This window comes from Mycobacterium sp. 94-17 (assembly GCF_035617725.1).
Lineage (GTDB): Bacteria > Actinomycetota > Actinomycetes > Mycobacteriales > Mycobacteriaceae > Mycobacterium.
The window spans coordinates 11,508-34,460 of record NZ_JAPIYN010000032.1; the positions used below are offsets into that span (position 1 = coordinate 11,508).

The 22,953-nt window shown below is 67.7% G+C and carries 7 protein-coding genes; 4 read left to right on the forward strand and 3 right to left on the reverse strand.

The window, feature by feature from the left end; translation table 11 throughout:
* Positions 1-133 precede the first annotated feature (133 nt).
* Complete coding sequence (locus OQ789_RS24835) at positions 134-10,393, forward strand: amino acid adenylation domain-containing protein (protein ID WP_420716201.1); 10,260 nt, start codon at positions 134-136, stop codon at positions 10,391-10,393.
* Here the strand turns inward: OQ789_RS24835 and pks2 are convergent.
* Positions 10,377-16,769 (reverse strand): sulfolipid-1 biosynthesis phthioceranic/hydroxyphthioceranic acid synthase, encoded by a 6,393-nt coding sequence (gene pks2 / locus OQ789_RS24840; RefSeq protein WP_324688946.1) that lies wholly within the window; start codon positions 16,767-16,769, stop codon positions 10,377-10,379. The two genes, OQ789_RS24835 and pks2, sit on opposite strands and share 17 nt — an antisense overlap.
* 421 nt (positions 16,770-17,190) lie before the next feature.
* Between pks2 and OQ789_RS24845 the strand changes: the two genes are divergently transcribed.
* Positions 17,191-17,421 carry an MbtH family protein gene (locus OQ789_RS24845; RefSeq protein ID WP_324688949.1) on the forward strand — a complete coding sequence of 77 codons (231 nt, stop codon included), beginning with the start codon at positions 17,191-17,193 and terminating at the stop codon, positions 17,419-17,421.
* 155 nt (positions 17,422-17,576) lie between these two features.
* Here the strand turns inward: OQ789_RS24845 and OQ789_RS24850 are convergent, their stop codons facing one another.
* A complete protein-coding gene (locus OQ789_RS24850) occupies positions 17,577-18,986 on the reverse strand; it encodes a hypothetical protein (protein WP_324688951.1) in 1,410 nt (469 codons plus the stop codon).
* A gap of 643 nt (positions 18,987-19,629) precedes the next feature.
* Between OQ789_RS24850 and OQ789_RS24855 the strand changes: the two genes are divergently transcribed.
* A complete protein-coding gene (locus OQ789_RS24855; protein WP_324688953.1) occupies positions 19,630-20,598 on the forward strand; it encodes a sulfotransferase family protein in 969 nt (322 codons plus the stop codon).
* A 67-nt stretch (positions 20,599-20,665) separates the two neighbouring features.
* On the opposite strand, the gene OQ789_RS24860 is transcribed toward OQ789_RS24855, so the two are convergent.
* Positions 20,666-21,442 carry a GAP family protein gene (locus OQ789_RS24860; protein WP_324688965.1) on the reverse strand — a complete coding sequence of 259 codons (777 nt, stop codon included), beginning with the start codon at positions 21,440-21,442 and terminating at the stop codon, positions 20,666-20,668.
* A 233-nt stretch (positions 21,443-21,675) separates the two neighbouring features.
* Here OQ789_RS24860 and OQ789_RS24865 point away from each other — a divergent pair, with 233 nt between their 5' ends.
* The gene (locus tag OQ789_RS24865; RefSeq protein ID WP_324688955.1) at positions 21,676-22,944 is read left to right on the forward strand and encodes a glycosyltransferase; all 1,269 of its coding nucleotides are present in this window, start codon (positions 21,676-21,678) and stop codon (positions 22,942-22,944) included.
* Positions 22,945-22,953 lie beyond the last annotated feature (9 nt).

Consider the following 22,953-nt stretch of genomic DNA (forward strand, 5'->3'; position numbering starts at 1 on the left):
TCAAAGTTTGGGGGTGTCCCGTGTTCACTACCTGCGAGCACAACCATCCCCGCTATTCGATGCAAGCCTTTGAGCGCTGGGATCAGCCGTCATGACCGCCAATCTGTCGCGGCGGGTCTTGTCGATTGATCTGTTGGATGAGGGTGAGCGGGCGCGGCTGGACGGGTGGAGTAATCGGGCGGTATTGAGCCAGCCGGTGGCTGGTCGGGTGTCGATCCCGGTGTTGTTTGACGCCCAGGTGGAGCGCACCCCGGATGCGGTGGCGTTGCGTTGTGGGGCGCGGTCATGGACGTATCGCGAGCTGGACGAGGCCGCGGATCGGTTGGCGAACGTGTTGGCGGGCCGGGGTGCGCGTCCCGGGCAGTGCGTGGGTTTGTTGTTGTCGCGCTCGGGCGAGGCGATCGTGGCGATTTTGGCGGTGTTGAAGACCGGGGCGGCGTATGTGCCGATTGATCCGGCGCTTCCCCAGGCGCGGATCGGGTTCATGCTCGCTGATTCGGCGCCGGTAGCGGTAATCACCTCTGCGGCGCTGGCCGGCCGGCTCGACGAGTATGAGGTGGCGGTTGTCGATATCGACGATGCTGAGGTGGCTACCCGCCCTGTCACGGCGTTGCCGGCGCCGGCGGCTGAGGATCTTGCCTATCTGATCTACACCTCGGGGACCACGGGTGTGCCCAAGGGTGTGGCGATCAGCCACCAGAACGTGGCTCAGTTGTTGGCGTCGGTCGATGCCGAGGTGGGCCGCGCGGGGGTGTGGTCGCAGTGGCATTCGTTGTCTTTTGATGTGTCGGTGTGGGAGATCTTCGGGGCGTTGCTGGGCGGCGGGCGGTTGGTGGTGGTGCCCGAGGCGGTGGCCGCTTCGCCGGATGAGTTGCACGCGTTGCTGATTGCTGAGCGGGTCGGTGTGGTCAGCCATACCCCGTCGGCGGCGGAGTTGTTGTCGCCGGAAGGATTGGAGTCGGCGGCACTGGTCGTGGCGGGGGAGGCGTGTCCGGCCGAGTTGGTGGATCGGTGGGCCGCGCCGGGGCGGGTGATGATCAACGCGTATGGGCCCACCGAGGCCACGATCTACGCGGCGATCAGCGCGCCGCTTGGGGCAGGGTCGGGGGTGGTGCCCATCGGTGCACCCGTGTCGGGGGCGGCCTTGTTCGTGTTGGACAAGGGGTTGCGGCCGGTGTCGATGGGTGTGGTGGGTGAGTTGTATGTGGCCGGTGCCGGGGTCGGATGTGGGTATTGGCGTAGGGCTTCGTTGACGGCGTCGCGGTTTGTGGCGTGCCCGTTCGGTGGTGCGGGGATACGCATGTACCGCACAGGGGATTTGGTGCGTTGGGGTGCGGATGGGCAGTTGCAGTATCTGGGACGCGCCGATGAGCAGGTCAAGATCCGTGGGTATCGAATCGAGCTCGGTGAAGTCCAGGCCGCATTAAGCGGCCTGCATGGGGTGGGGCAGGCGGTGGTGATCGCCCGCGAGGACCGTCCCGGTGATAAGCGTCTGGTGGGGTATGTGACCGGCGCCGCGGAGCCGCGCGAGCTGCGTGCCGCGCTGGCCGAACGGCTGCCGGCCTACATGGTGCCGTCCGCGGTGGTGGTGATCGACGCGATTCCGCTGACACCGAACGGCAAACTCGACAAGCGCGCCTTACCGGCGCCCGGCTACGCCGGTCACGCCTATCGGGCCCCGAGCATTCCCACCGAGGAGATGCTGGCCGGGATTTATGCCCGGGTGTTGGGGTTGGAGCGCGTCGGGGTGGATGACTCGTTTTTCGATTTGGGTGGGGATTCGTTGTTGGCGATGCGGGTGATCGCGGCGGTCAACACCGGCTTGGATGCCCATCTTTCGGTGGGGACGTTGTTCGAGGCGCCCACGGTGGCCCAGTTGGCGACCCGGGTTGGCGCCGAGGGGGGCGGGCTGGCGCCGTTGGTGGCCGCGCCGCGGCCCGCGGTGGTGCCGTTGTCGTTTGCACAGAGTCGGTTGTGGTTCATCGACCAATTACACGGTCCCTCAGCGATTTACAACATGGCGGTGGCCATGCGGTTGCAAGGCAGCCTGGACGTCGAGGCGCTGGGCCAGGCGCTGGCCGATGTGGCGGGCCGTCATGAGAGTTTGCGCACCCTGTTCCCGGCGGTTGAGGGGGTCCCGCGGCAGGTGGTCGTGGAGCGGGCCGATTTCGGGTGGCAGGTCATCGATGCCGGCGACTGGCCGCAAGCCCGGTTGGGTGAGGCCATCGGTGTCGCGGCGCGTGACCCGTTTGATCTTGCCAGTGAAATCCCTTTGCGGGCACGGCTTTTCCGCCTCGACGAGGATGCGCATGTGTTGGTGGCGGTGGTGCACCACATCGCCGCCGACGGGTGGTCGATCAGCCCGTTGGTGCGGGATTTGGGGGTGGCGTACGCCGCCCGGTGTGCCGGGCAGGCCCCAGCCTGGGCGCCGCTGCCGGTGCAGTATGCCGATTACACGTTGTGGCAGCGCGCGCAGCTGGGGGATCTTGCCGATCGCGACAGCCGTATCGCGGGGCAGCTGGCGTATTGGGAGCAGGCGCTGACGGGCATGCCCGAGCGGTTGGGATTGCCGACCGATCGGCCCTATCCGTTGGTGGCTGATTATCGCGGGGCCAAGGTGGTGGTGGACTGGCCGGCCGACGTGCAGCAGCGGGTCGCCCGGGTGGCGAGGGAACACAACGCGACGAGTTTCATGCTGGTGCAGGCCGCTCTGGTGCTGTTGCTCTCCAAGGTCAGCGCCAACAGTGATGTGGCGGTGGCGTTTTCGATCGCCGGGCGTCGCGATCCCGCGCTCGATGAGTTGGTGGGCTTTTTCGTCAACACGTTGGTGATGCGGGTCGACCTGAGCGGAGACCCCAGCATCGCCGAACTGCTGGCGCAGGTCCGCCGGCGCAGCCTGGCCGCCTACGAGCATCAAGACGTCCCGTTTGAGGTGTTGGTGGAGCGGCTCAACCCGGCCCGCAGCCTGACCCATCACCCGCTGGTTCAGGTGATGTTGGCGTGGCAGAACTTCGCCGGGCAGGACAGTGTCCCCGCTGCCGGGTTGGCTTTGGGTGATCTCCAAGTCACGCCGCTGCCGGCCGATACCTGCACCGCGCGAATGGATTTGACGTTGTCGGTGGGGGAGCGCTGGAACGAGGCCGGTGAGCCCGCCGGGATCGGCGGGGTGGTGGAGTTCCGCACCGACGTGTTCGACGCGGCCACCATCGAGACCTTCGTCGACCGCCTGCAACGAATACTGCAGGCGATGACGGCGGATCCGGCCCGGGCACTGTCGTCGATCGATGTGCTCGACGAGGCTGAGCACGCCCGGCTGGATGAGATCGGTCGTCGGGCCGTATTGAGCCAACCCGCGCCGCGGGCGGTGTCGATCCCGGCGGCGTTTGCCGCGCAGGTGGCCCGCACCCCCGAGGCGCCGGCGCTGACCTTCCAGGGTCGCTCGATGACCTACCGGGAACTCGATGAAACCGCCAACCGGTTGGCGCACCTGCTGGCCGGCCATGGGGTGGGTGCGGGGCAGCGGGTGGCGCTGCTGTTGCCGCGGTCGGCTGAGGCGATCACCGCGATCGTGGCGGTGCTCAAGACCGGGGCGGCCTATGTGCCGGTGGACCCCGCCCAGCCCGCGGCGCGGCTGGAATTCATGCTCACCGATGCCGCACCCATGGCCGCGATCACCACCGCGGACCTATCGTCGCGGCTGGACGGGCACGGCCTGCTGGTCATCGATATCGACGACCCGCGCATCGTGGACTACCCGTGCACTGCGCCGCCGGCGCCGGCGCCCGATGACCTCGCTTATTTGATCTACACGTCGGGTACCACCGGGGTCCCCAAGGGCGTGGCCATCACCCACCAGAATGTCACCCGGCTGCTGCAGGCAGTGGGTGACGATGTCGAGCGCGCGGGGGTGTGGTCGCAGTGGCACTCGTATGCTTTCGACGTTTCGGTGTGCGAAATCTGGGGTGCATTGCTGGGTGGCGGCCGGCTGGTGGTGGCGCCGGAAGAGGTGACCCGGTCACCGGAGGACTTCCACGCGTTCTTGGTGGCCGAGCGGGTCAGTGTGTTGAGCCAGACCCCGTCGGCGTTCTATGCCCTGCAAACCGCTGATGCGGCGGCGACGGGTGGTCAACTCGAGTTGCAGACGGTGCTGTTCGCCGGGGAAGCGCTGGAACCTCAGCGGCTGAGCGCCTGGCTGGACAAGCATCCGGGTTCGCCGCGGCTGCTCAATCTGTATGGCACCACAGAGACAACGGTGCACGCCTCGGTGCGCCAGATCGTGGCCGCCGATGTCGACAGCGTCGTCAGCCCGATCGGGGTGCCGTTGGCGCATCTGGGCTTTTTCGTGCTGGACCGGTGGCTGCGGCCGGTGCCGACCGGTGTGGCCGGCGAGTTGTATGTGGCCGGAGCCGGGGTCGGGTGCGGGTATTGGCGGCGGGCCGGATTGACGTCGTCGCGATTTGTGGCTTGTCCGTTCGCCGGGGCCGGAGCACGCATGTATCGCACCGGGGACCTGGTGTGTTGGGGTGCCGACGGGCAGCTGCAATACCTGGGGCGCGCCGATCAGCAGGTGAAGATCCGCGGGTATCGCATCGAGCTGGGTGAAGTCCAGGCCGCCCTGGCCGCCTTGGATGGGGTCGGGCAAGCGGTGGTGATCGCCCGCGAGGACCGCCCCGGCGACAAACGCCTGGTGGGATATGTGACCGGAACCGCCGACCCGGCCAGGGCGCGGACCGCGCTGGCCGAGCGCCTGCCGGCCTATATGGTGCCCGCCGCGGTGGTGGTGCTCGACGCGATGCCGCTGACGGTCAACGGCAAACTGGACCATCGCGCGCTGCCGGCACCGGAATACCGCGACGCCGACCGTTACCGCGCGCCGGCCACCCCCACCGAGGAGATCCTGGCCGGCATCTACGCCCAGGTGCTGGGGCTCGAGCGCGTCGGGGTCGATGAGTCGTTCTTCGCGCTGGGTGGGGACAGCATCCTGTCGATGCAGGTCGTGTCTCGGGTTCGGGCGGCGGGTCTGACGTGTCGGCCGCGGGACATTTTCGTCGAGCAGACCGTGGCGCGGCTGGCCCTGGTCGCCGTGGTGGCCGACGGCGGCGCCGGCCCGGTCGATGAGGGCCTCGGGCCGGTGGTGGTCACGCCGATCATGGGCTGGCTGTACAGCATCGAGGGTCCGGTGGATCGGTTCAACCAGACGATGGTGGTGCAGGCCCCGGCGGGGGTGACCGAGGCCGACGTGATGGTGGTGCTGCAGGCGTTGGTGGATCGCCACGCCATGTTGCGGCTGCGCGTCGAGGACGACGGGGCCGGGTGGTCGTTGACGGTGCCCGAGGCGGGAGCGCTGGACGTGCGCGTTCACCTGCACACCGTGGACATGTTGTCCGAGGCGGCGCTGGTCGACGCGCGGGAGCGGTTGAACCCGGCGGCCGGGGTGATGCTCAGCGCGCTGTGGGTGGCCCGCACCGGCCAGCTGGCGTTGATCATTCACCATCTGGCTGTCGACGGGGTGTCGTGGCGAATCCTGTTGGAAGACTTGAATATTGCGTGGTCCCAACAGCGCAGCGGGCAGCCGATCGCGCTGCCGCCGGGTGGGACGTCGTTTGCCCGGTGGTCGGCGCTGCTGGCCGAACGCGCGCGCCACCCCGACGTGGTGGACCAGGCCGCAACCTGGCGGCGGGTGGCGGCGGCCCCGGCCGCACTGCCCGCGGTGCAGCCGGCGGTGGATACGTTGGCCACCGCGGGGCATACGTCGATGTCGCTCGATGTCGAGACGACGCGGATGCTGCTCGGTGAGGTGCCCGCGGCGTTTCATGCTGGGGTGCAAGACATTCTGTTGATCGCGTTCGGGCTGGCCGTCGCGGAGTACGCAGGCGCCGGGGACGCGCCGGTCGGTATCGATGTGGAGGCTCACGGACGTGATGAGGACCTGGCCGCCGGGGTGGACCTGACCCGCACGGTGGGCTGGTTCACGGCCAAATACCCGGTCGCGCTGTCGGTGGGCGGGCTGGACTGGGCGCAGGTGCTCGCCGGCGACACAGCGTTGGGGGCGATCGTCAAGGACGCCAAAGAGCAGCTGCGCGCCCTGCCCGACCCACTGACTTACGGTCTGCTGCGCTATCTGAACCCCGAGGTGCAGTTGGGCGGGCCGGACCCGGCGATCGTATTCAACTATCTGGGGGGCCTGGGTGCGGCCGCGGCCGAGGTCGCGAGCGACTTGTGGCGGCTCAGCGCCCAGGGCTTGTCGGCCACCGGCGCGACCGGGGCCATCCCAATGCCGTTGGCGCACACCGTCGAACTCAACGCGGCCACCGCCGACACCGGCACCGGCCCGCGGTTGCACGCCAACTGGACGTGGGCGCCCTCGGTGCTCGATCGTGCCCGAGTCGAACGGTTGGGCCGGTTGTGGTTCGAGGCGCTGGCCGGCATCTGCGCGCACGTGAGCAAAGGTGGGGGTGGGTTGACCCCGTCGGATATCGCCCCGGCCCGGCTCACTCAAACCCAGCTGGACGAGCTCTGCCGGCACTGCGACGTCGCCGACGTGTTGCCGCTGACCCCGCTGCAGCAGGGGCTGCTCTTTCACGCCAGCACCGCGCACGGCAACGACGACGTGTATGCGGTGCAGCTGGATTTCACCATCACCGGCCCGCTCGACGCCCATCGTGTGCGCGATGCGGTGCACACCGCGGTGTCCCGGCATCCGAACCTGGCGGCCCGCTTCTGCGCCCAGTTCGACGAGCCGGTGCAGGTCATCCCGGCCGACGCGGCGGCGCCCTGGCGCTACCTCGACCTCAGCGACGGCACCGACACCGAAGAGAACATCCGGCAGGTGTGTGCGGCCGAACGCGCCGCGGTCTGCGACCTGGCCCACCAGCCGGCGTTTCGGGTGGCGTTGATACGCACCGCGGCGGATCGGCACCGGTTCGTGTTGACCAATCACCACATCGTGCTGGACGGCTGGTCGACATCGATCCTGCTGCGGGAAATATTCGCCGGCTACTACGGGCAGCGACTGCCCACGCCCACGTCATACCGCAGCTTTGTGAGCGCCCTGGCCGATCGAGACCTGCACGGCGCCCACGCGGCCTGGCGCGAGGTGTTCGCCGGGTTTGACACCCCCACCCTGCTGGGCCCGCCGGGGCGGTGGCCGGGGGCCCGGGCCGTTGCCTCTTTCCGGGTTTGCGAGCCGACCACGCGGGCCGTTGGCGAGCTGGCGCGCTCGCAGCACACCACCGTCAACGTCGTGCTGCAGGGCGCCTTCGCGCAGCTGCTGTGCGAGCTCACCTGTCGCCATGACGTCGCGTTCGGCACCGCGGTCTCGGGGCGCCCGGACGAGGTCGTCGGCGCCGATTCGATGGTGGGCCTGCTGATCAACACCGTGCCGGTGCGCGGACATCTGACGGCGACAACCTCCACGGCCCAGCTGCTCGAGCAGCTGCACGATGCTCACAACCACACGCTCGAGCACCAGCATCTGGCGCTACCCGAGATCCACCGCGCTACCGGTCATGACCAACTGTTCGACACCCTTTTCGTCTACGAAAACTATCCCGTCGACACCGCGGCGTTGGCCGGTGATCACGAGTTGGCCATCACCGAGGTCACCGTCCACCAATCCACCCACTACCCGCTCGCGGTGGTGGCCGCGCCCGGCGACGAACTGAGCCTGCGCGTGGAATACGACAGCGACGTGTTCGACGCAGCCGAGATCGCCGCCCTGATGACCCGGTTGCAAAGGGTGTTGGCGGCCATGACGGCCGACCCCGACCGGCCGCTGTCGTCGGTCGACGTGCTCGACGCCGACGAGCACGCCCGCCTGGAAAACTGGGGCAACCGATCCGTGTTATCAAGGCCCGCAACCACTTCCGCGTCGATTCCGGAATTGTTCGCCGGTCAGGTGGCCCGCGCTCCCGACGCGGTGGCGATCAGCTGCGGGCAGCGCTCGTGGACCTATCGCGAGCTCGACGAGGCCGCCAACCGGTGGGCGCACCTGCTGGCCGAGCACGGAGCCGGCCCGGGGCAGCGGGTGGCGTTGCTGATGTCGCGCTCGGCCGAGACGGTCGCGGCGATGCTGGCCGTGTTGAAGACCGGGGCAGCGTATGTGCCGATCGACCCGGCACAGCCGGACGCGCGGATGCAGTTCATGCTCGCTGACGCCGCGCCCATCGCCGCGATCACGAGCGCAGACCTACGCTGCCGCCTGGACGGGCATGATCTGCTCGTCCTCGACATCGACGACCCCGCGGTCAACAGCCAACCCGCCACCGGCGTACCCGGCCCCGGCCCGCAGGACATCGCTTACCTGATCTACACCTCGGGCACCACCGGAACACCCAAAGGTGTGGCCATCGCCCACCACAACGTCACCCGGCTACTCGAGGCGGTGGATGCCGCTGTCGAGCGCCCGGGCGTGTGGTCGCAGTGGCATTCCCTGGCGTTCGATGTCTCGGTGTGGGAGATCTTCGGTGCGCTGCTCGGCGGCGGACGGCTGGTCGTGGTGCCCGACGAGGTGGTTCGCTCACCGGCAGACCTGAACGCCTTGCTGGTTGCCGAACGCGTCAGCGTATTGAGCCAAACCCCTTCGGCGGCAACGGTGCTCTCACCTGAGGGGCTGGAATCGACGACGTTGCTGGTGGCGGGTGAAGCCTGCCCGGCCGAGCTGGTGGACCGGTGGGCGCCGGGGCGCGTGATGCTCAACGCGTACGGCCCGACTGAAGCGACGGTGTATGCGGCTATCAGCGCACCCCTGGTGGCGGGTTCCGGCGCGGTGCCGATCGGGTCGCCGGTATCGGGCGCGGCGTTGTTTGTGCTGGACGGGTGGCTGCGCCCGGTGCCGGCCGGGGTGGTCGGTGAGTTGTATGTGGCGGGTTCCGGTGTGGCGGTGGGATATTGGCGCCGGGCCGGGTTGAGCGCGTCGCGGTTTGTGGCGTGTCCCTATGGTGTGCCGGGGGAGCGGATGTATCGGACCGGGGATCTCGTGTGCTGGGCTGCGGATGGGCAGCTGCAATATCTGGGCCGCGCCGATGAGCAGGTCAAGATCCGCGGGTATCGCATCGAACTCGGTGAGGTCCAGGCCGCGCTGGCCGCGCTGGACGGGGTCCGGCAGGCGGTGGTGATCACCCGCGAGGACCGCCCCGGCGACAAGCGGCTGGTCGGCTATGTCACGGGGACCGCCGACCCGGCTGAGATGCGTACCGCGCTGGCCCAGTGGCTGCCGGCCTACATGGTGCCCGCCGCGGTGGTTGTGGTCGACGCGCTGCCGCTGACACTCAACGGCAAACTCGACACCCGCGCCCTGCCGGCTCCCGAGTACCAGCACGACGATGGCTACCGGGCCCCGGCCACGCCCACCGAAGAGGCGATCGCGGGGATTTATGCGCAGGTGCTGGGGCTCGAGCGGGTCGGGGTGGAGGACTCTTTCTTCGATTTGGGTGGGGATTCGCTGTTGGCGATGCGCCTGATCGCGCTGATCAATCAATCGCTGGATGCCCACTTGGCGGTGCGCACCCTGTTTTACGCCCCCACGGTGCGAGCCCTGATTCAGCAGTTCGGCCGGCACGACAGTGCGATGGAACTGCCCCCGGTCGACGTCCTTCAGCAGGGCAGCGGCGTCCCGCTGTGCTGTGTGCACGAAGGCAATGGGCAAAGCTACGCATATCGGGGTCTGGGCGATTATCTGGACTGCCCGATCATCGGAATCAACCAGAGCCCGCAGGCCGGCGAACCCGAGCCGAAATCGATCGGCGACCTGGCGAGAAACTATGCGGATCGCGTGCAAGCCATCTATCCGGACGGGCCGTATAACCTGCTGGGCTGGTCTTTTGGGGGTCCCGTCGCCCACGAGCTCGCCGTCGAGCTGCACCGGCGTGGAGGATCAGTCCAGAGTCTTGTCCTGATCGACCCGGTGCTCAAACGGGCCGGCGCCAACCACGATCTGGACGACGAGAATCCGGGTGAGGGCCGCCTGCTGGATCTGTTCTTGCGGGCCAGCCGGATCGAGGTTCCCGAACAGTCGGAGCCCCTTACCTACCGGCAGGCCGAGGAATTGATCCGCCGACAAGGCCACGCGGTGGAGTTCGTTCTTCCGCCCGTGCCGATCTTTGAGTTCGCGGTGCGAAATCATAATGCGAACCTGCTGTACCTCCGGGACCATGTGCCCGATATCTTCGAGGGCGACATGGTCATCTTCACCGCCGCGCGAAGCGAAAATAATTACGAGGCAATCGATCCCGAAGACTGGCGGCCCTACGTCACCGGCGACATCACGGTCTATCCGGTCGACTGCTCGCACGACGAGATGATGAACCCCGAAGTGCTCGCCACCTACGGCCAACAACTCAAACGCACGTTACAAGCTCAAGGAGGCGTTGCGCCCGCTAAGCCGGCACGCTGACTTCGGCGGGTGTCAGCTTCTCGCACAGCAGTCCCGCCAAACCGCGGATGGTGCCGATGGTGGCGAGATCGCTGGGGTTGATCCGGATTCCGGTTTCGGTCTCGATACGGGTGCGTAGCTCCAGGGCCCCCAGCGAGTCCATGCCGTACTCGGACAGCGGACGGTCGGGGTCGATGTTGCGGCGCAGGATCAGGGTGACTTGGTCGGAGACCATGCGGCGCAGCCGGGTGGGCCATTCTTCCAGCGGCAGCTCGCTGAGCTCGGCGCGCAATTTGCTTGTGACCGCTGAGTTTTGGCCGATGGAGCGGAACGCTTCGGCGAACGGGCTGTGTTGGGCGAAGGCGGTCAGCCACGGGGTGCCCGTGATGGGCGCGTACCCGGTGTAGCCGCGGCTATGGCGCAGCAGCGCGTCGAACGCGTACGCGCCGTCCTCGGGGGCGATGGCGATGTCGGCGCCCTCGGCCAGCGCGGTGGCGCGCCCGATCTGGGCCCAGGCGCCCCACGCGATCGCGGTCGCCGGAAGCCCCTGGGTCCGCCGCCACAGGGTGAAGGCGTCCAGCCAGCTGTTGGCCGCCGCGTAGGCACCCTGTCCGGGCGAGCCCACCAGCGCGGCCGCCGAGGAGAACGAGCAGAACCAGTCCAGCGGCTGGTCGACGGTGGCGGCGTGTAGGTTCCATGCGCCGTAAACCTTTGCCGCCCAGTCACGATCGAGGAGCTCGTCGGTGATGTTGGCCAGTGTGGCGTCCTCGATCACCGCCGCCGCGTGCAGCACACCGCGCAGCGGCAGCCCGGTGGCGGTGGCCGCGGCCACCAGCCGCTCGGCGGTGCCGGCTTGGGCGATGTCGCCGCACTCCACCGCGACGTCGGCACCCGTCGCGCGGATGCGCTCAATCGTCTTCTGTGCCTCGGGTGTTGGCTGCGATCGCGAGGACAGCACGATGCGCCCGCAGCCGGCCCCGGAACCAGGGGAAGCCATCTTCTCGGCCAGAAACAACCCCAGGCCCCCCAGGCCGCCCGTGATGAGGTAGGCGCCGTCCGGGCGGAAAACCTTCGCCTGCGACGGGGGCATGATCACACGGCTGCTGCCGGTGTGCGGGATATCGAGCACGAGTTTGCCGGTGTGCTGGGCGCCGCTCATCACCCGGATCGCGGTCGCGGCGTCGGCGAGTGGGTAGTGCGTGGTTTCGGGCATCGGCAGCGAGCCGTCCGCGGTGAGCCGGTACACCGTGTTCAGCAGGTCCCGCATCCGGTCCGGGTGGCTGAACGACAGCAGCGCCAGGTCCAGGGCGTAGAACGTGAGGTTGCGCCGGAACGGGAACAGGCCCAGCTTGGTGTCGCCGTAGATGTCGCGTTTGCCGATCTCGACGAACCGGCCGCCGAACGCCAGCAGTTCGAACCCGGCCCGCTGGGCGGCGCCGATCACCGAGTTGAGCACGATGTCCACACCGTAGCCGTCGGTGTCGTTGCGGATCTGTTCGGCGAACTCGACGCTGCGTGAGTCGTAGACATGCTCAATGCCCATGTCGCGCAACAACTTGCGACGCTGCTCGCTGCCCGCAGTGGCGTAGATCTCGGCACCGGCGGCCCGGGCGATGGCGATGGCCGCCTGCCCGACGCCGCCGGTCGCGGAGTGGATCAGCACTTTGTCGCCGCTGCCGATGCGGGCCAAATCGTGCAGGCCGTACCAGGCGGTGGCCGTGGCGGTGGTGACCGCGGCGGCCTGGGCGTCGGTCAGGCCGGCGGGCAGCGTGACGGCCAGGTTGGCCTCGCAGGTGATGAACGTGCCCCAGCATCCGTTGGGGGACAGGCCACCGACGTGGTCGCCGACCTTATGGTCGCTGACGTCGGGTCCCACCGCGGTGACCACGCCGGCGAAGTCCGTCCCCGGCTGGGGGAGCCGGCCCTCGAAGGCCGGGTAGCGCCCGAACGCGACCAGCACGTCGGCGAAGTTGATGCTCGATGTGCTGACGGCGACCTCGATCTGTCCGGGTCCCGGTGGAATACGTTCGCTGACAACGAGTTCCATCGACTCGAGGTCTCCGGGCGTGCGGATCTGCAGGCGCATCCCGTCGCCCTCGTGGTCGACGACGGCGGTTCGCCGCTCCTCGGGCAGCAGGGGGGTGGGGGACAGTCGCGCGGCGTACCACTGGCCGTTGCGCCAGGCGGTCTCGTCTTCTTCGGATCCGCTGAGCAGCTGCAGCGCCACCTGACCGACGTCGGTGGCGTCGTCCACGTCGATCTGGGTGGCGCGCAGGTGCGGGTGTTCGGTGCCGATCACCCGCATCAGGCCGCGTAGCCCGGCCTGCGTTAGGTTGGGCCGGTCGCCGGCCAGCACCGTCTGCGCGGTGCGGGTGACGGCGAACAGGCGCGGCGGTTCGCCGGGGATGTCCGGCAATCCGCGGGTGATTCGCACCAGATGCTGCACGTAGTCGCGGCCCAGCAGCGGGGACTGCTCGTCGGTGTCGCCGTTCTGCGGTCCGGTGAGGATCACCACACCGCTGAATCCGCCTGTGCGCACCAGGTTTTCCAGCTGCTCGGCGTTGGCGGCGCCGTCGGCGTTGTGCGGCCAGCACATGGTGGTGCTTTGCGCGCCATGGCTTTTCAGCGCGTCGGTCAAAGCGGTGGAGAGCACATCGCCGGTGGGGGTGGTGCTGACCAGCAGCCAGGATCCGGCGTCGGCGTATTCGGCGCTGGGCAGTTCGCGTTGCCGCCATTCGATGGTCAGCAGCCGCTCGCCCAGGATCCGGTCTTTGTTGGCGTGCTCGGAGATGCTGGTGCCGAGCCGCAGCCCCTGCACGGCGAGCAGGATCCCGCCGTTCTCGTCGAGCACGTCGATGTCGGCCTCGACCCCCGACGTGTCGACTTTCGTCACCCGTGTGTAGCAGTAGGCGGCGTCGCGGGCTGCCGAGTAGGAGCGCAGCCGGCGGACACCCAGCGGCAGCCCCAGCACACCTTCGCCGAGGGCTTGCACGTGCGGGTGGGCCTCAACGGACTGGAAACAGGCATCCAGTAGCGCAGGGTGCACGCTGTAAGCGCCTTGTTGCGAACGGATTTGGCGGGGCAGCGCCACCTCGGCCAGCACGCTGTCGATGGCTTCCACGCCGGTGTGCACGGCCTCGAGGCCGGTGAAGGCCTGGCCGTACTGGACACCGCGCTGGTCCAGGCGGCTGCGCACGTCGGCGCCGTCCTCACGATTGGGGTGCGCCGCGAGCAGCGCGGAAATGTCGTGCGCGGAAGGCTTCTCGTCCTCCGCGGCGTGCAGCATGGCGGAAGCCTGGCGCGCCTGCTCGCCGCCCTGGTTGGTCTGCACTGTGAAGTCGGCGACGCCCTCGGACGACACCGAGGCCGAGGCCCCGACCGTGGTCTGCTCGTCGAGCAGCAGCGCCTGCTCGAACCGGATGTCGCGGACCTCGGACGCGTCACCCAGCACCACGCGGGCGGCGGCCAGCGCCATCTCGCAGTAGGCCGCGCCGGGAAGCACCGCCACGTTGCGCACCTGGTGATCACCGAGCCATGGCTGGGCCGCGGTGCCCACCTCGCCCTGCCAGACGTGACGTTCGGGTTCCTCCTGCAGGTGCACGTGCGAGCCCAGCAGCGGATGCACCGAGATCGTGCGGGCGCCGTGGGTCGGCGAGGCTTCCTGGCCTTCGCGGCTCACCAGCAGATGGCGATGCGTCCAGATCGGCAGGGGCGCGTCCACCAGCCGCCCGGTGGGGTAGAGCGCGGAGAAGTCGACCGCGGCACCCGCACTGTGTAGATCCCGCACGAAACCGCGCAAACCGTAGAGCAATTCGCCGTCGGAAGCCGGTGGCGCCCCCTGCTCGCGCCGTCGCATGGCCGCCACCGCGGCCATCGGGATGTCGAGGTTGCGGGCGTTCTGCTCGAGCGGGTGGGTGAGCAGCGGGTGTGGTGACAGCTCGCCGAAGACCCGGTAGCCATCTTCCAGAGCCGCCTGTACCGCCGCGGCGAAGCGCACCGTGTGCCGCAGGTTGTTCGTCCAGTAGTGGGCATCGCACCACGCCTCTTCGCGCGGGTCGAATTGGGATGACGAGTAGAAGGGGATTTCCGGTGTCTTGGGCGCGAGATCGGCCAGCGCCTCGGTCAGCTCGTCGAGGATGGGGTCGACCTGCGGGGTGTGCGATGCCAGGTCGATGGCCACCTCGCGCGCCATGACGTCCCGTTGTTCCCACATGGCCACCAGTTCGCGCACGGTGTCGGGGTTGCCGCCGATCACGGTCGATTCCGGGGAGGCGACCACCGAGATCACCACGTCGTTGATGCCGCGGGCCATCAGCTCGGAAAGCACTTGCTGAGCGGGCAGTACAACCGACGCCATCGCCCCCGACCCGGCGACGCGGGACATCAGCGACGAGCGGCGGCAGATGACGCGCGCGCCTTCGTCGAGCGACAGCGCACCTGAGACGACGGCCGCGGCGGTCTCGCCCAGCGAGTGGCCGATCACCGCCCCCGGGCGCACGCCGTAGGACTTCATGGTCTCCGCCAGCGCGACCTGCATGGCGAACAGGGTCGGTTGCACCCGTTGGACGCCCGTCACCACCTCGGGCGACGTCATCGCCTCGGTCACCGAGAAACCAGACTCCCGGGCGATCAGCGGCTCGATCTGCGCGACGGTGGCGGCGAACACCGGTTCGTTGGCCAGCAGCTCGGTACCCATTGCCGCCCACTGCGATCCGTGCCCGGAGAACACCCACACCGGGCCGCGGTCGTCCTGGCCCACCGCGGTCTCATACGGGGTGTCGCCGTCGGCGACCTCGCGCAGCGCCGTGGTCAGCTCGTCGCGACTTGAGGCGACCACCGCCGTGCGCACGGGCCGATGCCCACGCCGGCACGCCAGGGTGTAGGCCAGGTCGGGCAGCGCCACGTCGTCGTGTGCCTGCAACCAGTCGGCCAGCCGCGCCGCCGTCTCGCGCAGTTTTTCGGCCGAGGTGGACGACAGCGGAAACAGCAGGGGCGCCGCGGTGGTCGGCTGGGCACCGTTGTGGGCGCCGGTCTCGACGGGCGTGGGGGCCTGCTCCAAGATGGCGTGGGCGTTGGTGCCCGAGAACCCGTAGGCCGACACCGCCGCGCGCCGCGGACCGTGGCCGTTGCCGGGCCACGGCGTATTATCTTGCGCCACAAAGAGGTTGGTTTTGACGCGAGCGAGTTCGTCGGGCAGTCGGGAGAAGTGCAGGTTCTTGGGCACCACGCCGTGCTGCAGCGCCAGGACCGCCTTGATCAACCCCAGCGTGCCCGAGGTGGACTGGTTGTGTCCGAAGTTGGTCTTCGCCGAGCCGAGCGCGCACGGGCCGTCGGTGCCGTAAACATCTGCCAGACTGGCGAATTCGATCGGATCGCCCACCGGGGTACCGGTGCCGTGCGCCTCGACCATGCCGACGGTGCTCGCGTCCACGCCCGCCACGGCCAAGGCGTCCTGATAGGCCGCGACCTGCGCGGTGCGCGACGGGGTGGTGATGTTGACGGTGCGGCCGTCGTTGTTGAGGGCGGTGCCGCGCACCACGGCCAGGATCCGGTCGCCGTCGCGCAGCGCATCGGGGAGCCGCTTGAGCAGGACGATGACGCAGCCCTCGCCGGACGCGAAGCCGTCCGCGTCGACGTCGAACGCGTGGCAGTGCCCGGTCGGCGACAGCATGCCGCCGGCCGATCCCGCGGCGGATTTCCGTGGGTCCAGGATCACCGTCGCGCCGCCCGCCAGCGCGAGGTCGCATTCGCCATCGTGCAGGCTGCGACAGGCCATGTGCACGGTGACCAGGCCGGACGAGCACGCGGTGTCCACCGTGATGGCCGGTGCGTGCAGGTCCATGGCGTAGGCGATCCGCCCGGACGCCATGCTGTAGTTGTTGCCCAGGAACCCGTAGACGCCCTCCAGGGCGTGGGCATCGGCGGCCAGCAGTATGTAGTCGAGATGCGTCAAACCCACGTACACGCCGGTGCGTGAGCCGGCCAGGCTCGCCGGGCTGAGGCCCGCATGTTCGACTGCCTCCCAGGAGGCTTCCAGCAGGAGCCGGGCCTGCGGGTCCATCGCGGTGGCCTCGCGCTCGTTGATGCCGAAGAACTCGGAATCGAAGCCGGCCACGTCGTCGAGGAATGACCCCCACTTCGACACCGACCGGCCCGGCACGCCGGGCTCCGGGTCGTAGTACTCCTCGACGTCCCAGCGGTCGCTCGGGATTTCGGTGATCAGGTCGTCGCCGCGCACCAGCGCTTCCCAGAGAAGCTCGGGGGAATCGATGCCCCCGGGAAGCCGGCACGCCATGCCGATCACGGCAACCGGAGTCACGGGTCTGGCATCCGTGGCCGGTGCGGATCCCGCTGGGGCTGAACCATTTACATCACCGTTCGCGCCGAAAGACACCATCACGCCCCCTCTTGCAGCAATGACCTCGTAGCCTGCCCGCTGCTCAACTCGGGGTGTGCCAGCTCCTTGACTAACCCGGGGTACGCACGCGCCGAATGCTGTTCGGCAGTGTCAGAGTTTGGCGCACGTCAGCGGCCTAGATTGCAGGGTCGACGCTATTGCGCGCGCTAAAGACCTTCGGCGAATCGGTGGGATCGTTACCTAATCGTGATGTTAGCTAGGCTATGACGACAGCGGTGTGCATCGTCTCCCGATGGAGGGTGCGAGGGGGGCGCCGGGCGGGTTTGGCCGGGCGGGCCGGTCCGAGTGCCCGCGCGACGTCCCCGGCGGCTAACTTGGGTAACCCTGTACCGGTGTCGGGTGGCCTGGACTATGGTTTGGGACGGTTTCAATTACCTCGAGTACATGATCTGGAGAACTTGTGAGCGTCAACCCGTTCGACGATGAGAATGGCAGCTTCTTCGTCTTGATCAACGACGAAGAGCAACACAGCCTGTGGCCGACCTTCGCCGACGTTCCGGCCGGCTGGCGGGTGGTGTACGGCGAGGCCGACCGCGCGGCGTGCCTGGAGTACATCGAACAGAACTGGCCCGACATCCGGCCGAAGAGTCTGCGCGACCGGCTCGCGGCGCGCGACGCCTCCGAAGACTGATCCGCCCGGTTGGCGGGTTCGGGGCCGCCCTGAGCGTCGGCCCCACCGGGTAGGTAGCCGGCTCGGCGCCGCGGGTCCGCTGTGCGGGGTTGCCAGACGGCGGTCGACGGTTCCGGGATTTGTTTGCTGTGCCGCGTCCAGGCCAGGGCGCGTCGTCAGTCGACTTCGCCGGTCAGGTGGAACTCGGCGAGCGTGCGCGCGGCCAACTCGCGCAATGCGGGTTTGGTGTTCTCGGCTCCCGGTTGGTAGGCGTTGACGCTGACGACGATGCGACCGGGAAGCCTGAACGACTGCACCGTCATCTGGCCGCCCATCCGCTCCAGCCACTCCCGCGTTTCGTCCTGGGCGGTGACTCGTGCGGTCGCGTACTCGGAGGGGGTGCCGTCAATCCGGTTCACCACGGAGCCGAGGTCGCCCAGATTCGAGTAGAACACCGGGAAGTCCGGGTCACCGACGATTGAGTCGGCAATCCGTTTCATGCCCCACTTCGGCATGAACGGGACCAGGGGAAGAATTTGCGCTGACTCATCGGGCGCCTCGCCCAGGGTGGTCAGCGCCTGCTTGACGGCGGAACGGACCTCACGCAGGTCCGTCGTCACCCGGCTCGGGTCGACGCGGACGGTCGCGAACGCCATCGCGTTGGCTCGTGTATCGCCCTCGGTTCGGGTATTGACCGGGAGTTGCAAGGTGACGGCGCCGTCGGCGGCACGACGGCGCCCCAAGCGGTCGCCCAGTTTCGCAACGAACCCGGCGACCAACGTATTGCTCGTCCCGCCAAGGGCTTTCGCGCGGGCGTCCCATTCGCCGAGGTCAACGTAGATCGAGATGCCGGGCACGACGACGGCGTCATCGCCCTGGTTTGCGTGGGGGGCGAGCGGTGGCGACGCCGGTGATGGGGCCGCATTTGCCGCACTCCGCGCGCTGCGGGCCAGCTTCACCGCCGCGACGACCGCCCGGGCAACCTCAGGCGCGTCCCGCGCCGCTTCCCGCGCGTCCTGCGCCACCGCGCTCAGTCGAGTGCGGGCATGCGGCAGGGGGCAGCCGAGGTCGCGCGTGTTGCCCAGGACCGCATCGACCAGCGCCAGGACGAGCCCGAGGCCGTCGAGCAGGTAATGGGAAAGGGTCAGGCTGACCGCGGTCGAGCCGTCTGCGAGTGGTAGGACGCCCAGACGCCAACCCGGCCCGCTTTCCGGATCGATGGGCAATTGCGAGTGTTCGTCAGCCCAGTCGGTGAGTTCATCACGCGGACGGGCATTTTCGGTGATGTCGAAGTCCGACGGCCCCCGATCCAGGACCCAGCGGAGCCGGCCGAACGGCAGCGGAGAACGCTCGATCCGCCGCCCCAGCAGCCCCTGGCCGAGGGTGCGCTGGAACCGCCTCACCCCATCGAGGTCAATGGGGTGTTGGTAAATCCACACGACTTGGATGACCACCTTGCGGCCGACCGCCTGATGCTGGGAGAAGAAGAAGTGATCCACCAGCGCGAGCCGATTATCTTGTTGTGCACCATCTTTCGATGTGCCGCTGTTAGCGGATGCCCGCAAAGAACGTATCTTGGGTGGCACTGATCAGCTTTCACCGACAGCTGTCGATTCGCCCGGGGCGTCCTGTGCGACACATGCCTGTCGATCACGGGCGACGCAGTGCAAGACGATGTCGCCCGTGATGCGGTCGCAGCGATTCATCACATCAGATTAGCCGACCGGCTACTCACGCTCGGTCAGCATGCAGCCCTAACCGTGGTCGACCGCGGCGCGGCGCAAACCGCTTGGAAAAGTTGCGGTGGTGAGATCGACAGGCGCAGTAGGCATTTGCATAAATGGCACGGATTCCCTGGTAGCGGTATCGTCCGGTCCGGAATTGGCCCGTGAAACTACAGCCGATTAGCGGTTGCTGGACCACCATTCGGTTGGCGCTGCGTATGAGCTGGGTCCGCGCCGGTTCGGCCGAAAGCCACCTGGGAGGTGTCGGCTGCTAACGCCGAAAGATCACGAAGTTAGGACCGAACCGCGGTTCTGTGCTGCGAATTATACTCCGTACGATTTAATATGTCGTCATGGGCCAAAGCGTACGAACTAAAGGGAAACCCGCCGCAGGACCATGTCCCATGCGCTTGGTGCCAGCTCGAATCAATCGCCTCTATGCGGGCACTGGCGCCAAGCGCTGCATTTTTGCGATGGACATGGCCCGCACCGTGGAGTGTTGCTGATGAGCCCCGCCGCGCAGAACAAGACTGAGGGCCGGCGGGTCGCTCTCTTCGTGCTAGGCATGAACCGGTCCGGAACGTCGGCACTCACCCGGGTTCTCTCGCTTTGCGGGGGTGTTCTTCCTACCGGGCTGATGGGTGCCATGCCGGACAATCCGCTCGGCCATTGGGAGCCCCGCGCAGCCAACTATCTCAACGAGGGAATCCTGTCCCGCCGCGGCAGCACCTTATTCGACCCGACATTGCGCATGTGGGAGAAGGGCTCGTTACAGGGGAAAGGGAAAGTCGCGTGTATCGGCCAAATCCGGACGTTCCTTCGAACGCTGCCGGCCGAGCCGCTCGTGGTAATCAAGGACCCGCGGATAACGGTGCTCTCCGATTTGTGGTTCGAGGCGGCGCGACTGGACGGGTTGGACATCGTGACGGTGATTGCGGTGCGCCACCCGCAGGAGGTCATCGGGTCGGTTGCCGCGAGTAGTGGAGCATCGCCTGAGCTTGCAAGCGCCCTATGGCTCAAGTACAACCTGTTGGCCGAGAGAGACACGCGCGGCGTACCACGAGTGTTCGTTGAGTACGCAAATCTCCTCCAAGATTGGCGCCGGGAGGTGGCGCGTATTTCCGCGGCCCTTGCCGTCGATCTCGACAACCGGGATGAGGAAGCAACCGACGAATTCCTCCGTGAGGACCTTCATCGCCAGCGAGTCCGCGGCCCACTGGCAGAGCCCTTCGGCACGGACTGGGTTTCGACGGTGTACGACGCGTTGTGCGCGGCGGCGCAGGACCAACCGGTGGACCGCGCCACGCTGGATCGCGTTTTCGATGCCTATCGGGCCAGCGAATATGGTTTTCGAAAGGTGTTAGAAGATTTCAACCGCTACCACAGGCTCAACCGGCTCTTCCGGCCGTCCATCATGCGGCTGTTCGGGGAGACCCTCGCAGTGGGGCACCGGCGCAGCGGGACATGGGCCTAGGTATTCGACGCAATCTCCTCGGAAAGCCGGTCGGGCGCCAGCGACGCAGCGCGCTGTTGGCGCCGGCTCACATTTTTCCCATCCCGTGAGCTACCAGCGAGATCCCACCCACTGCGAAGACGACAAGCATGATGTGCCGACGGTGGCTCAGCACCCAGTCGTGCAAGAGTCTTAGCACCGCTTGGGTTTTCGCTGGTGTAGCCAGATAGCTGATGAGGGTGATCTCGACCACCGCGAGGACCACGACGACGAAGGCGACGGCGGCGCTGACTTGCGTGCCGATCGCGGCTCCCGAGGTCACGATGAGAGTGAGTACGAATACGAGTACGTCCGGTGCCGGCATATTGAGAAAGCCGATCAACCACGCGACCCACAACGCTCCGCTTTCCCATGCATTGCGGGCGCGGCCCAGCAGCCCCCTAGTCGCAGCACCGCCCTCGGTGGATGCATTCTGTGGCCGGCCCAGCAATTGCGAGATGGTGAGCGGCGCATTCGGATCCAGCACTACCGTTGACGAATTGCCGCTCGGTGTCGTCAGCTGCGAGCGCTGCCGCGCCCGGGCAAGCGAGCGCGCGGTCATGAGCGCCGCGATCGTGAGCGCGAGTGCGCCCATGCCGATTTGAATGTGCCGGACGGTGGGACTGGTGGCCAAGTGATCCGCGAAGGATTTGAACATCGACGTGTGGTGCAGCAGTGCCAGCGGAACCACTACCGCGGGTATGGAGCCTGTCACCCCCCCGATCCAATAGGCGAACAGGTTTTGCACGGCTCGTGGCCGGGATATCAAGAGAAGGGTGATGCCAAGTCGCAAGGGGTTCAACGCTATGAGAAGCCCCAGCACCATCACTGAGCCCCACATTTTCGCGACATTACCCTGTTGGGGTCGTCGACTCGTTCCGGACTGCCCGGCACCCAAGGTGTTCCCAACAAGAGTTCCTGTTGGCGGATCCTTCTCCAAACTCGTGAGGCGATATCGAGGACTTCGGACGATGCTGCGAGCCGCCAACCCCGGGCGCTCGGGCTCGCCCTTTGACTTGGCAAAACGCGCGCGACAAGTGAAACGCTAGGATTTCCGCGATGAAATTTGCGCTGGCAAGCTACGGCACTCGGGGCGATGTCGAGCCTTGCGTCGCTGTCGGCCGTGAACTGCAGCGCCGGGGGCACGATGTGCGCACGGCGGTTCCGCCCGACCTGGTTGGCTTCGCCGAATCGGCTGGGCTCACGGCGGTCGCCTACGGACCGGATGCCCGGCGCTGGCAGGACGTGCATCGCGAGTTGTTGACCTGTGTCTCTCGCAGCTTCTGGAAAGTCCAGGACCTGACCCGGCTGTGGCGCGAAGATTGGCACCTGTTTACCCAGTTCGGGGAGGCGACCGGCACGACCCTGACGTCGCTGGCGGACGGCGCGGACCTGCTGTTCACCGGCGTGATCGGCGAGCAGTCAGCGGCGAACGTCGCGGAGTATTGCGGCATCCCATTGGCCACGCTGCACACTTACCCGATGCGGGCCAACGGCCAGCTTGTTCCGATTTTGCCGGCGCCGCTGGTCCGCTCCGCGGTCACGCTGTTCGAGTGGGCGCAGTCGCCCCTGACCTACAAGCTCGAGGGCGCACAGCGCCGTGAATTGGGCCTACCGAAGGCCAAGGGCCTGTCGTCGCGGCGGATCACCGAACGCGGATCGCTGGAAATTCAGGCTTACGACGAGGTGTGTTTTCCCGGGTTGGCGGCCGAATGGGCGAGGTTCGATGGTCGCCGGCCCTTTGTCGGGGCGCTGACGCTGGAGTCGCCCACGGAGGTCGACGAGGAGGCCGCCTCGTGGATCGCCGCCGGGACACCGCCGATCTTCTTCGGCTTTGGCAGCATGCCCGTCGAGTCTCCGGCCGAGACGCTCGCCATGATCAGCGGAGCCTGCGCGCAGTTGGGGGAGCGGGCGCTGGTTGGCGCGGGCGGCACCGACTTCGGCCTCGTCTCTCATTCCGACCACGTCAAGGTGGTCGGCACCCTGAATTACGCGGCCACGTTTCCCGCGTGCCGGGCGGTGGTGCACCACGGTGGCGCGGGCACCACCGCCGCGGGCCTGCGCGCAGGAGTTCCGACGTTGATCCTTTCCACGTGGCCCGACCAGAAGCTCTGGGGAGCCCGGGTCAAACGACTGAACGTGGGCACCTTCCGGCGTTTTTCGAGCACGAGCCAAGAATCACTGGTCGCGGACCTGCGCGCCATCCTCGCCCCTGAATGCGCTGCCCGGGCCCGCGAGGTCGCCGGCCGGATGACCAAAACCGAAGAAAGTGTCTCGACCACCGCCGATCTCATGGAAGACTTCGCCCGTCTCAGGCGGGTCGGCTGATCAATTGGA

Excerpts from the sequence above, each read along its gene's own strand:
- pks2 (WP_324688946.1), bottom strand. The coding sequence starts at position 16,769 with ATGGTGTCTTTCGGCGCGAACGGTGATGTAAATGGTTCAGCCCCAGCG.
- OQ789_RS24855 (WP_324688953.1), top strand. The coding sequence starts at position 19,630 with ATGAGCCCCGCCGCGCAGAACAAGACTGAGGGCCGGCGGGTCGCTCTC.
- OQ789_RS24860 (WP_324688965.1), bottom strand. The coding sequence starts at position 21,442 with ATGGTGCTGGGGCTTCTCATAGCGTTGAACCCCTTGCGACTTGGCATC.
- OQ789_RS24865 (WP_324688955.1), top strand. The coding sequence starts at position 21,676 with ATGAAATTTGCGCTGGCAAGCTACGGCACTCGGGGCGATGTCGAGCCT.